The organism is Psychrobacter sp. G (genome assembly GCF_000418305.1).
Lineage (GTDB): Bacteria > Pseudomonadota > Gammaproteobacteria > Pseudomonadales > Moraxellaceae > Psychrobacter > Psychrobacter cryohalolentis.
Genome location: NC_021661.1, coordinates 2,708,801 through 2,721,861, shown reverse-complemented (window position 1 = coordinate 2,721,861; position 13,061 = coordinate 2,708,801). Strand labels below are relative to the sequence as shown.

9 protein-coding genes and 1 tRNA gene are annotated in these 13,061 nt (G+C 42.2%); all 10 read left to right on the top strand.

The features are described from left to right. The first annotated feature begins 377 nt into the window (after positions 1 to 377). Positions 378 to 2,504 (top strand): elongation factor G, encoded by a 2,127-nt coding sequence (fusA, locus tag PSYCG_RS11365; protein ID WP_011514496.1) that lies wholly within the window; start codon positions 378 to 380, stop codon positions 2,502 to 2,504. Between the two features lie 220 nt (positions 2,505 to 2,724). Next, positions 2,725 to 3,915: an elongation factor Tu gene (tuf, locus tag PSYCG_RS11360; protein WP_011512793.1), complete on the top strand. Its 1,191-nt coding sequence runs from the start codon at positions 2,725 to 2,727 to the stop codon at positions 3,913 to 3,915. A 323-nt stretch (positions 3,916 to 4,238) separates the two neighbouring features. Then, a tRNA-Trp gene (locus PSYCG_RS11355) sits at positions 4,239 to 4,314 on the top strand. Between the two features lie 51 nt (positions 4,315 to 4,365). Then, positions 4,366 to 4,854 carry a preprotein translocase subunit SecE gene (gene secE, locus PSYCG_RS11350; RefSeq protein ID WP_020444319.1) on the top strand — a complete coding sequence of 163 codons (489 nt, stop codon included), beginning with the start codon at positions 4,366 to 4,368 and terminating at the stop codon, positions 4,852 to 4,854. A 71-nt stretch (positions 4,855 to 4,925) separates the two neighbouring features. Further along, positions 4,926 to 5,456, top strand: coding sequence for a transcription termination/antitermination protein NusG (nusG, locus tag PSYCG_RS11345; RefSeq protein WP_011514494.1), 531 nt, complete (start codon positions 4,926 to 4,928; stop codon positions 5,454 to 5,456). Positions 5,457 to 5,547: 91 nt separating this feature from the next. Continuing rightward, entirely contained in the window at positions 5,548 to 5,979 is a 432-nt protein-coding gene (gene rplK, locus PSYCG_RS11340) for a 50S ribosomal protein L11 (RefSeq protein ID WP_010201717.1), read from the top strand. After that, complete coding sequence (gene rplA, locus PSYCG_RS11335; RefSeq protein ID WP_011514493.1) at positions 5,980 to 6,681, top strand: 50S ribosomal protein L1; 702 nt, start codon at positions 5,980 to 5,982, stop codon at positions 6,679 to 6,681. It abuts the gene before it with no gap. Positions 6,682 to 7,085: 404 nt separating this feature from the next. Continuing rightward, positions 7,086 to 7,613 (top strand): 50S ribosomal protein L10, encoded by a 528-nt coding sequence (gene rplJ / locus PSYCG_RS11330; protein ID WP_011514492.1) that lies wholly within the window; start codon positions 7,086 to 7,088, stop codon positions 7,611 to 7,613. A gap of 126 nt (positions 7,614 to 7,739) precedes the next feature. Next, a complete protein-coding gene (gene rplL, locus PSYCG_RS11325) occupies positions 7,740 to 8,111 on the top strand; it encodes a 50S ribosomal protein L7/L12 (protein ID WP_011514491.1) in 372 nt (123 codons plus the stop codon). Between the two features lie 752 nt (positions 8,112 to 8,863). Further along, a complete protein-coding gene (gene rpoB / locus PSYCG_RS11320) occupies positions 8,864 to 12,982 on the top strand; it encodes a DNA-directed RNA polymerase subunit beta (protein ID WP_011514490.1) in 4,119 nt (1,372 codons plus the stop codon). Positions 12,983 to 13,061: the final 79 nt, after the last annotated feature.

Below are 13,061 nucleotides of genomic sequence, written 5' to 3'. Positions count from 1 at the left end.
TTAAGCTGTTCTTTTAAATATAGCTTTTTAAAAGTAGTTTTGGGTGACTGGTGTATGCCAGTCATCTAGATATAATTTATTTATTCTATTGATTGTCGCCATTGTTAATAAATGATCTGCTTGTAATTATTGAAAGATAATAACAGACACACTCATTTCAGATGGCGGACATCTGTCAAGATGCTGTTCTGAAAAGGGATGCTATTCTGTAAAGAAAGTCTCCTGAGTTTGATGCCGCACTATTCTTAGTAGTTACTCTTTTTTGCCCGTATTAGGTTCAATGATTAGTAATATTGCAGGGCTGAATGGCTTTGTCATAGAGTAGAGGTAGAGACACAACACATTAATATATACACGAATTTCCCTAGGAAAACACTATGGCTCGTAAAACTCCCCTAAAGCGCTATCGCAATATTGGTATCTCTGCGCACATTGATGCTGGTAAAACGACCACTACTGAACGTGTTTTGTTCTATACCGGTGTTAGCCACAAGATTGGTGAAGTACATGATGGCGCAGCCACTATGGACTGGATGGAGCAAGAACAAGAGCGTGGTATTACTATCACCTCAGCGGCGACAACTTGTTTTTGGTCAGGTATGGCAAAACAGTTTGACGAACACCGTATCAATATCATTGACACCCCAGGTCACGTTGACTTCACGATTGAAGTTGAACGTTCTATGCGTGTTCTTGATGGCGCTTGCATGGTTTACTGTGCAGTAGGCGGCGTTCAGCCACAGTCTGAAACCGTATGGCGTCAGGCAAACAAATATAAAGTTCCACGTCTTGCATTCATTAACAAAATGGATCGCGTTGGCGCTGATTTCTACCGCGTAGTAGAACAGATCAAAACTCGTCTAGGCGGCAAGCCAGTACCATTGGTTATCCCAATTGGTAAAGAAGACGACTTTGAAGGCGTTGTAGATCTAGTAACGATGAAAGCCATCTATTGGGACGAAGCGTCTCAAGGTATGGAATATGATGAGCGTGAAATCCCAGCAGAACTACAAGAAAAAGCGGAAGAATATCGTGAGTATCTAGTAGAAAGCGCTGCTGAAGCGACTGAAGAATTGATGAATGAGTATCTTGAGAACGGTGAATTAACTGTTGATCAAATTAACTCTGCTATTCGCCAGTTGACTATTGATAACGAAATCATTCCTCTTCTTTGCGGTACTGCCTTTAAAAACAAAGGTGTACAGAAGATGTTGGACGCTGTTATTCAGTATCTTCCTGCACCAATGGATGTACCTGCTATTAAAGGTATCCTGGATGACAAAGATGAATCTGAAGGCACTCGTGAAGCGTCAGACGAAGCACCGTTCTCAGCTTTAGCATTCAAAATCATGAATGACAAGTTCGTTGGCAACTTAACCTTCGTTCGTGTTTATTCAGGTGTTCTAAAGCAAGGTAGCAGCGTTTACAACCCAGTTAAAATGAAACGTGAGCGCGTTGGCCGTATCGTACAGATGATGGCAAACTCTCAAGAAGAGTTGCAAGAAATCCGTACTGGTGATATCGCAGCCTTGGTTGGCATGAAAGATGTAACCACTGGTGATACGTTGTGTGATGAGCAAAATGTTATTACGCTTGAGCGTATGGAATTCCCAGATCCAGTTATCAGTCTAGCGGTTGAACCTAAAACCAAAGCTGACCAAGAAAAAATGTCAATCGCTTTAGGTCGTTTGGCGAAAGAAGATCCATCGTTCCGTGTACATACTGACGAAGAATCTGGTCAGACTATCATCAGTGGTATGGGTGAGCTGCATCTTGAGATTCTTGTTGACCGTATGAAGCGTGAGTTTGGTGTTGAAGCTAACATCGGCGCACCTCAGGTTGCTTATCGCGAAACGATTCGTAACACGGTTGAGCAAGAAGGCAAATTCGTACGTCAGACTGGTGGTCGTGGTAAATTCGGTCACGTTTGGTTACGTCTTGAGCCTATGGATCCAGCTGGCGATGTTCTTTATGAATTTAAAGAAGAAGTTGTTGGTGGTACGGTACCAAAAGAATTCCACGGTGCGGTTGATAAAGGTATTCAAGAGCGCATGAAAAATGGCGTACTTGCAGGTTACCCAATCGTTGGCGTAAAAGCGACCTTGTATGATGGTTCTTACCATGATGTTGACTCGGATGAGTTATCATTTAAAATGGCTGGTTCTATCGCATTCCGTAAAGGCTTCATGGCTGCAAACCCAACGCTACTTGAGCCAGTGATGAAAGTAGAAGTTGAAACACCTGAAGACTATATGGGCGATATCATGGGCGATCTTAACCGTCGTCGTGGTATGGTTCAAGGTATGGAAGACTTACCTGGCGGCACTAAGCAGATTCGTGCTGAAGTACCATTAGCGGAAATGTTTGGCTATGCCACACAAATGCGTTCAATGTCACAGGGCCGTGCAACTTACTCTATGGAATTCCAAAAGTACGCTGAAATTCCAAAATCAGTTGCAGAAGCTATCATCTCTAAATTCAACAATAAAGATGATGACGAATAAGCAAAAATCTATCGATAATGGCAATATAGGACATATCTTTATATTGTCAGTAGATAATCGAGCAATAATTGGTTAAAAGACTTGTTATTGCTCGTGATTTTCTTATAATATCTGCACATTAGTATGTGCACCCTTTTAACAGTTATCTTAATGTGGTCAGTATTCACTTAATTACTTTATATAAATTAAGCAGTTGACCCTAAAAAAAGAGGAAATACCCATGGCAAAGGCCAAGTTTGAACGTCTAAAACCACATGTTAACGTCGGTACCATCGGACACGTTGACCACGGTAAAACCACCCTTACCGCTGCAATCGCAACCGTAGCTGCAATCACCTCTGGTGGCGAAGCCAAAGACTACGCGTCTATTGACTCAGCACCAGAAGAAAAAGCACGTGGCATCACCATCAACACCTCACACGTAGAATATGACACCCCATCACGTCATTACGCTCACGTTGATTGCCCAGGTCACGCCGATTATGTTAAAAACATGATCACTGGTGCCGCCCAGATGGACGGCGCAATCCTAGTCGTATCTGCAACTGACGGCCCTATGCCACAAACTCGTGAGCACATCCTGCTTTCACGTCAGGTTGGCGTACCGTACATCGTTGTATTCATGAACAAATGTGATGTTGTTGATGACGAAGAATTGCTTGAACTAGTAGAAATGGAAGTTCGTGAATTATTAAGCGACTATGACTTCCCAGGTGATGACACCCCAATCATCCATGGTTCTGCAACTGAAGCCCTAAAAGGCTCACAAGAAAAATATGGTCAACCAGCCGTTGTAGAACTATTAAACGTTCTTGACACCTACATCCCAGAGCCAGAGCGTGACATCGACAAAGCATTCCTAATGCCAATCGAAGACGTATTCTCAATCTCAGGTCGTGGTACTGTTGTAACTGGCCGTGTTGAATCTGGTATCGTACGCGTTGGCGACGAAATCGAAATCGTCGGTATCCGTGACACTCAAAAAACCACCTGTACTGGTGTAGAGATGTTCCGTAAACTGCTTGACGAAGGTCGTGCAGGCGAAAACTGTGGCGTACTACTACGTGGTACTAAGCGTGAAGACGTACAACGTGGCCAAGTACTAGCTAAGCCAGGTTCAATCACTCCTCATACCAAGTTTGACGCTGAAGTATATGTATTGTCAAAAGAAGAGGGTGGTCGTCACACACCATTCCTAAACGGCTATCGTCCACAGTTCTACTTCCGTACGACTGACGTAACTGGCGCAATCCAATTACAAGACGGTACTGAAATGGTTATGCCTGGTGATAACGTTGAGATGGGCGTAGAGCTTATCCACCCAATCGCTATGGACAAAGGTCTTCGCTTCGCTATTCGTGAAGGCGGCCGTACTGTAGGCGCTGGTGTTGTTGCTAACGTATTGAACTAATACTTAACGCTGTCAGAGCAATCTGATTGTTGTTAATAATTAGTCAAAAGCCATCCTCGAAAGAGGGTGGCTTTTTTTTGAGTATGGTTTGCTAAATCGCAGAAGTGCTAATCAATTTAGTATTTATTAAAATAAGGTCTGTATGTTTAAAAGTTTAAAGCAATAAATCTATCTCAGATTTTGACTTCTATTTTTGATTTTAAACAGAATTTTCTGACTTTTATTCATTAAAGTAATGATTCATTGTATTAAGCAAATAAAATATCGTCTTAAAACTTGCATTCTTAGTAAAACCTTGTATAATTATCAGCCTTAACACCCCTAGGCGATTGGCTCAATTGGTAGAGCATCGGTCTCCAAAACCGAGGGTTGTAGGTTCGAGTCCTACATCGCCTGCCATCTTCTTATCACATCTTTGTCATACCCCACCATCTCCGAAGTGAGTTCTTTATGAGCAATAATCAAGATAACCTCGAGACTAAGTTATCTGATGCCAAGGCAGTTGCTGGTGGAATGCTGTCCAAAGATAAGCATATTTCAGCGGGGAATCAAACGACTGCTGTTGAGATTGCTAAGACGGGTTCAGTAAAAGATGTGATTTTGTGGCTACTAGCCGCAGTTGTTTTAATTGGTGCAACGTTAGTTAATCAATATCTGCCCGGCTATTGGCAACCTGCCAATGACCTTTGGGTACGTATTGGTATTATCGTTGCGCTTTTTGTATTTGCGCTGTTATGTCTTGCAATGACGAATCAGGGCCGTGCATTTAAAACTTTATTGAAAGACGCTGCTGTAGAACTACGCCGCGTTACTTGGCCTGGCAAAGACGAAACCTTCCAATATACATGGCAAACGATTGTCATGATTGCGGTTGTTGGTTTATTAGTTTGGCTATTAGATAACTTTTTTAATTGGTTCGTTGGCATATTTATTGGTTAATGGCGCGTATTAGCGACTGTTTAGCCAAGATTTATGGATAACGACTTACTTATAATGATCAGGAGCGTGATATGCGTTGGTATATTGTCCAAGCATTTTCAGGATATGAAAAGCAAGTACAGCGTTCATTAACTGATCGTATTAATCGTAGTGAATTCGCTGAGTTTTTCGGCGATGTATTGGTACCTACTGAAGAAGTCGTCGAAATGAAAGACGGCAAAAAACGTAAAAGTGAGCGTAAGTTCTTTCCGGGTTATGTATTGATCCAGATGGATATGAACGACAATACTTGGCACATCGTTAAAGATTGCCCACGTATTATGGGCTTTGTTGGCGGTACGCCAGAGACGCCTGCGCCGATTACGGAAGTAGAAGCTGATCGTATTCTAAACCGTTTGAATCAGACTGAAACTGACCCGCGTCCTAAGACTCTATTTGAGCCGGGCGAAGAGTTATTGGTTATCGATGGTCCATTCACTGACTTTAAAGGGTTGGTTGAAAAAGTGGATTACGAAAAGTCTAAATTACATTTAACTGTAAACGTATTTAATCGACCGACTCAGGTTGAGCTTGAGTTTAGTAAAGTTGAGAAGCTAGATTAAATCAGCAAAAAAGTTCATCAACCGGGGAGCTGTTAGTCAATAAGGTTTATACCACATTGATTTGGCGCTATTACCCATTTAGGAGAGTATCATGGCTAAGAAGATTGATGGTTACATCAAACTGCAAGTGCCTGCAGGCAAAGCAAATCCTTCACCACCGATTGGTCCAGCATTGGGTCAAAAAGGCGTGAACATTATGGCGTTCTGTAAAGAATTTAACGCTGCGACCTCAAACCAAGAGCCGGGTTTACCGATTCCTACTGAGATCACTGTATACAGTGATAAGTCTTTTACCTTCATCATGAAGTCACCACCTGCTGCTTACCTTTTGCGTAAGGCTGCTGGTATTGCTAAAGGTTCTGGTACACCTAACACCGCTAAAGTCGGTAAAGTTGACCGTGCTCAGTTAGAAGACATCGTTAAGACTAAAGATGCAGATTTAACTGCTGCTGATCTTGATGCTGCTGTTCGTACCATCGCTGGTACTGCACGTTCAATGGGTATTACCGTGGAGGGTGTGTAAATGAGTAAACTTACTAAGCGTCAAAAAGAAATCAATAGCCGTATTGAGCACGAAAAACAATACACGATCGAAGAAGCGGTTCAAATTCTAAACGATTTGCCAGCTCTTAAATTCAAAGAGTCTATTGATATCGCTGTAAACTTGGGCGTTGACCCACGTAAATCTGATCAAGTTGTACGTGGCGCAACCAATCTACCTGCGGGTACTGGTAAAACCAAACGCGTTGCTGTATTTGCTCAAGGTGCTGCTGCTGAAGCCGCCAAAGAAGCTGGTGCTGACATCGTTGGTTTTGAAGACCTAGCAGAATCAATCAAAGCCGGTAACATGGACTTTGACGTGGTTATCGCTGCTCCTGATGCAATGCGTGTTGTTGGTCAATTAGGTACTATCTTAGGCCCACGTGGTCTAATGCCTAACCCTAAAGTCGGTACGGTTACGCCTAACGTTGCTGAAGCTGTTCTTAACGCTAAAGCTGGTCAAGCACAGTATCGTGTAGACAAAGCAGGTATTATCCACACGACTATCGGTCAAGTTGGTTTTACTGCTGAGCAAGTAATCCAAAATGCTGAAGCACTGATTTCAGATTTGAGACGTGCTAAGCCTGCTACTTCTAAAGGTACTTTTATTAAGAAAATTACCTTGTCTAGCACCATGGGTCCTGGTCTAAGTATCGATCCAGTTCCATATCGCACAGCGAAATAATTAAGTATGATCTGTTATTCAACGATTTTGAATAATGGGACAAAATATTTTAAAGAATTAGGTCAGCGTAGCAAACGCTATGCTGTCTAAGACCGTAGGTAGAGAGCGGTTTGGTAGAATGGATTATGACTCTTGTAGATCAAAATTCATTACATTGAGCTGCTGTTGTTAATCGATGACAGATGAAAATCTTAATTGTCCTACGCAGACGGTGGCCCACCCAGTTGTTGATAAGAGCCGATAGGGCAACCTATCACTTGATGTCATTCTGATAACGGTGCCGTAATCAGTCGTTATGAGTACATTTGTTTTTAATAAATATAACTCGTAACGTGTCGTATCAAGTCAATCTTAGTTTGTAATTTAGATTACAGGATGATTGATTAGATTAAAGGAGTCAACTTATGGCATTAACGCTAGAGCAAAAACAACAAGTTGTGGCTGAAGTGTCTGAAGTTGCTGCTAATGCTTACTCAGCAGTAGCTGCCGAATATCATGGTATTGGTGTTGCAAAGCTTACTAAGCTACGCGAACAAGCCCGTGAAAAAGGCGTCGTTTTAAAAGTGGTAAAAAATACCCTAGCAAAACGTGCGTTTGAAGGCACTAAATTTGAGAGCATGTCAGACCGTATGACTGGTCCATTACTTTTGGCTTTCTCTATGGAAGATTTGGGATCTGCCGCTCGAGTCATTTTTGACTTCAGCAAAGATCACAAAGCTTTAGAGACCAAATTGGTATCAGTTGGTGGTGTTGTTTATGGTCCAGAAGAGCTAGAGCGCGTATCGAAGCTACCAACTCGCGACGAAGCAATCTCTATCTTGATGGCTACTATGAATGCACCAGTGACCAAGCTTGTCCAGACTATGAACGCAGTTCCTGGCAAGTTCGTTCGCACTGTTGCAGCAATCAAAGACGCAAAAGAAGCTGCTTAATTGCTTGTTTTAACGTAACTTTGACATCGCCGATTGCACTTTATTGCCAACACTATTTGAAAATTTGGCAAGCAATCCAAGCGATTTTAAAATCAATTAATTTTTATCAGATAACGGAGAGTTCTCATGGCACTATCTAAAGATGACGTGTTAAACGCAATCGCTGAAATGTCAGTAATGGATATCGTTGAATTAATCAGCGCTATGGAAGAAAAATTCGGCGTAACAGCTGCTGTTGCCGCTGCACCTGCTGCTGCTGGTCCTGCTGCTGCTGCTGCTGAAGAAAAAGACGAGTTTGACGTTGTTCTTGCCAGCTTTGGCGAGAAGAAAGTTGGCGTAATTAAAGCCGTACGTGAAGCTACTGGTCTTGGCCTGAAAGAAGCGAAAGATTTGGTTGAAAGCGCTCCAGCTCCAATCAAAGAAGGCGTTAACAAAGCTGAAGCTGAAGAGTTGAAAAAGAAACTTGAAGAAGCTGGTGCAACTGTTGAACTAAAATAGTTTAACGGCAGTACGAAAAAAAGCTGGTAATGCCTTGCATTATCAGCTTTTTTTTACTATAATTCGTAGCTTGACCTTTTGTGTCTGCCAACAGTCGTAAGCAACAACACGGTGGATACCCATCAAAAGGACAGACGATATACATGCAAGCACACTTAGTAGTTATTGAAATCAGATAATGTGGCTAAACGTCAATAGATGTTTGGCATTTTTTTGTGTCTGCACGTTTTCTATTAACATTATCACTTATATTGACTCTGAATATTATTATTTATAAGCATTATAATTGTCCTATTTATTACTAATCAAAAACTATTGAATAAGCTTTCTAGCGTGATTTTACTGTCAGTATATAGGCTCGTAGACGGTATACATCAGCGACGATATTGATTTTGGCAGTAACCAGTTTGGATGTTAAATCGTTTATACACAATGCTAGTCGCATTTATATTTAGATAAAGCAACTGTCACTTAAGCTTTAAAAGTGACATATTGGCAACACTTTAAGATTGAAGTTTTCGCTCTGAGCAGTCATATAGGCTGACTTAAATGAAGATAGCAAGATCGTATTTAGAGTGCAAAGCAAGCACTGATTGTTAAAATAGTAATTGATACAACGCCCTAAAAAGATTAACTGTGCTTTAAAAAGAACACCTGTTTTATATTATCGTTTACGTCGCTTAGTTTGCATAGTATTTATGCACGCCAGCCGCGATTTTAATTTGTTTCCACGTTTACTGTAAGGACTCTCGATGGCATATTCTTATACTGAAAAAAAGCGTATTCGCAAAAGTTTTGCTGAATTGCCTACTGTGATGGACATTCCCTATTTGTTGTCTATCCAAGTAGATTCTTATGAGCAATTTTTGCAAGAGCATAAAAAGCCAAAAGCTCGTGAGAATACTGGCTTGCAAGCTGCATACTCTTCTATTTTCCCAATTGAGAGTCACTCTGGTAACGCAGAGCTACAATTCGTTGAATACTATTTAGGTACGCCTGAATTTGATGAGCGTGAGTGTATCTTACGTGGTTCGACATTTGCTGCGCCTATGCGTGTCAAAATTCGCTTAATCATCAAAGACAAAGACAGCAAAGATAAAGACAGCAAAGCGGCTATTAAAGATATCCGTGAGCAAAGCGTCTATATGGGCGAGATGCCATTAATGACCGCTAACGGTACCTTTATTATTAACGGTACTGAGCGTGTAATTGTATCTCAATTACATCGTTCACCTGGTGTGTTCTTTGACCATGATAAAGGTAAGTCGCACTCAAGTGGTAAGGTGCTTTATAACGCGCGTATCATTCCTTACCGTGGTTCATGGTTAGATTTTGAGTTTGATGCAAAAGACTTGGTTTTTGCTCGTATTGACCGTCGTCGTAAGTTATTGGCGTCTATTATTCTACGTGCTTTAGGCTTAAGTACTTCTGAGATCTTAGATTTATTCTTTGATAAAGTGCGAGTTTATAAAGGCGAAGAGCAGTTCGAGATTGATCTAGTTGCAGATCGCTTACGTGGCGAGATGGCACAGTTCGACATCGTGACTCCTGCAGGTGACGTGGTGGTTGAGCAGGGCAAACGTATTAATGCTCGCCGTATCCGTCAGCTTGAAGAAGCAGGTATGACGAAAATCTCGATTCCTGATGAATACTTATATGAGCGCATTTTAGCCGAAGACATCATCGTTAATGATGAAGTTATTGCTCGTGCTAACACGCTGATTGACCATGAATTATTGGTTAAATTAAGTGCGTTTGAAGCCAGTGAATCTATCAAAGAATTTAGTATTCTGTTTACCAACGATATCGACCAAGGTAGTTATATTGCTGATACGCTACGCGCTGATAGTACGTCAAGCCGTGAAGAAGCTTTGATTGAAATTTATAAAGTCATGCGCCCAGGTGAGCCACCAACGGTTGAAACTGCTGAGAAACTTTTTGACAGCATGTTCTTTAACGCGGATCGTTATGACTTATCGAATGTCGGTCGTATGAAGTTTAACCGTCGTTTAGGTCTTGATTTTGTAGATACCGATGACGCTGATATTCAGCGTGAACGTAGCGTATTGACCAATGCTGATATCGTTAACGTTCTAAAAGAGCTTATCGAGATTCGTAATGGTCGCGGTGAAGTCGATGATATTGACCATTTAGGTAACCGTCGCATTCGTTCAGTAGGCGAGATGGCAGAAAACCAATTCCGTGTTGGTCTAGTACGTGTTGAGCGTGCGGTTAAAGAGCGTTTAAGCTCAGCAGAATCTGATAACTTATCGCCACAAGATTTGATTAACTCAAAACCTGTTGCTGCGGCGGTCAAAGAATTCTTTGGCTCGAGCCAGTTATCGCAGTTTATGGATCAGAATAATCCATTGTCTGAAGTCACGCATAAACGCCGTGTGTCTGCATTAGGACCCGGTGGTCTGACCCGTGAGCGTGCAGGCTTTGAAGTACGTGACGTACATGATACCCATTATGGTCGCGTATGTCCGATTGAGACTCCTGAAGGTCCAAACATTGGTTTGATTAACTCATTAGCGACTTTTGCTAAAACCAACAGCTTTGGCTTTTTGGAAACACCTTATCGCCGTGTAGTTGATGGTAAAGTAACGGACGTTATTGAATATCTGTCAGCGATTGAAGAAGTCGGTACGGTCATTGCACAGGCTGATTCACCAGTAACTGCCGATGGCGCGTTATCTGATGAAATGGTTAGTGTACGTAGCTATGGTGAATTCGTCCGTATGCCGCCAGAAAAAGTGACGCATATGGATGTGTCGCCAAGTCAGGTTGTATCTGTAGCCGCTGGTCTGATTCCATTCCTAGAGCATGATGATGCTAACCGTGCCTTGATGGGCTCAAACATGCAGCGTCAGGCAGTTCCTACGCTACGTGCTGATAAGCCATTAGTAGGTACCGGTATGGAGCGTCACGTTGCTCGTGATTCTGGTGTTTGTGTTATTGCTAAGCGTGGCGGTGTAATCGAAGACGTTGATGCCTCACGTGTTGTGGTTCGTGTAAATGAAGATGAGATGATTGCTGGTGAAGCCGGTATAGATATCTATAACTTAGTTAAATATACGCGTTCTAACCAAAACACTTGTATCAACCAACGTATTATTGTTAACCAAGGCGATGCTATTGCTGTAGGCGATATATTGGCCGACGGTCCTTCAACGGATCTTGGTGAGCTAGCACTAGGTCAGAACATCCGCATCGCATTTATGCCGTGGAATGGTTACAACTTCGAAGATTCAATCTTGCTGTCTGAAAAAGTGGTTAAAGAAGATCGTTTCACTACTATTCATATCCAAGAATTGACTTGTGTGGCACGTGATACCAAGCTTGGAACCGAAGAGATTACTGCGGATATTCCAAACGTTGGCGAAGCAGCTCTATCAAGCCTTGATGAAGCTGGTATCGTTTATATCGGTGCTGAAGTTGATGCTGGTGATATCTTAGTTGGTAAAGTGACGCCAAAAGGTGAAACACAACTAACGCCAGAAGAGAAATTGCTCCGGGCTATCTTTGGTGAAAAAGCGGCTGATGTTAAAGATACGTCGCTACGTGTACCAACATCAAGCAAAGGTACGGTTATTGACGTTCAAGTCTTTACCCGTGATGGCGTTGAAAAAGATGCACGTGCAAGAGCGATTGAAAAATCACAGCTTGATAGCTACCGTAAAGATTTAAAAGAAGAGTTACGTATCTTTGAAGAAGCGGCTCGTGGTCGTATTGGTAATCTATTAGATGGTCAAAAAGTCAGTGGTGGTTCAGGTTTAAAAGCCGGTACAGTGATGGCATTGGCTGATATGAAAGATATGAGCCTTGAGACGTTGCTTGACATCCAGCCTGTTGAAGAAGAAATCTCTGAGCGTCTCACGCAAATCGCTGAGTATTTGGTTGATAAGCAAAAAGATATCGATGTGAAGTTTGCTGAGAAAAAACGCAAACTAACCGCTGGTGATGACTTACAACATGGCGTACAAAAAATCGTTAAGGTATATCTAGCGGTTAAGCGTCGTATTCAGCCTGGTGATAAAATGGCTGGTCGTCATGGTAACAAAGGTGTGGTATCACGCATTATGCCAGTTGAAGATATGCCTTATGATGAAAATGGTAATACCGTTGACATCGTCTTGAACCCACTTGGTGTACCATCTCGTATGAACATCGGTCAGGTTCTAGAAACGCATTTGGGTATGGCGGCAAAAGGCTTGGGCGAGAAGATCGATGGTATGCTCAAATCGCAAGCAGCAATCAAAGACTTACGTGACTTCTTAGACAAAATCTATAACCAAGTCGGCGGTGAGCAAGTTGATCTTGATAGCTTGAGTGATGATGACATCATGGCGCTAGCAGACAACTTGCGTGCTGGTGTACCAATGGGCACAGCAGTATTTGACGGCGCAAGAGAAAGCCAAGTTAAAGATCTGTTAGAGCTTGCTGGTATGGATCGCGATGGTCAACAGACGTTGTATGATGGTCGTACTGGTCAGAAGTTTGACCGCAAAGTAACGGTCGGTTATATGTACATGCTCAAACTTAACCATTTGGTTGACGACAAAATGCATGCGCGTTCAACTGGTTCTTACTCACTAGTGACGCAGCAGCCATTGGGCGGTAAAGCTCAGTTTGGTGGTCAGCGCTTCGGTGAGATGGAAGTCTGGGCACTAGAAGCTTACGGCGCGACATATACGCTACAAGAGATGCTGACTGTGAAGTCGGATGACGTTGAAGGCCGTACGCGTATGTACAAAAACATCGTCGATGGTGAGCAATATATGGATCCAGGTATGCCTGAATCGTTTAACGTATTGACCAAAGAAATCAAATCACTGGGTATCAATATTGAGTTAAAACAAAGCAACTAAATCCGTTGTTTAACTTAGTTGTCAACTAAAGGCAGTATGCTCATTGCTGCTGCTTTTAGTGATTTGTCTCAACCCTATT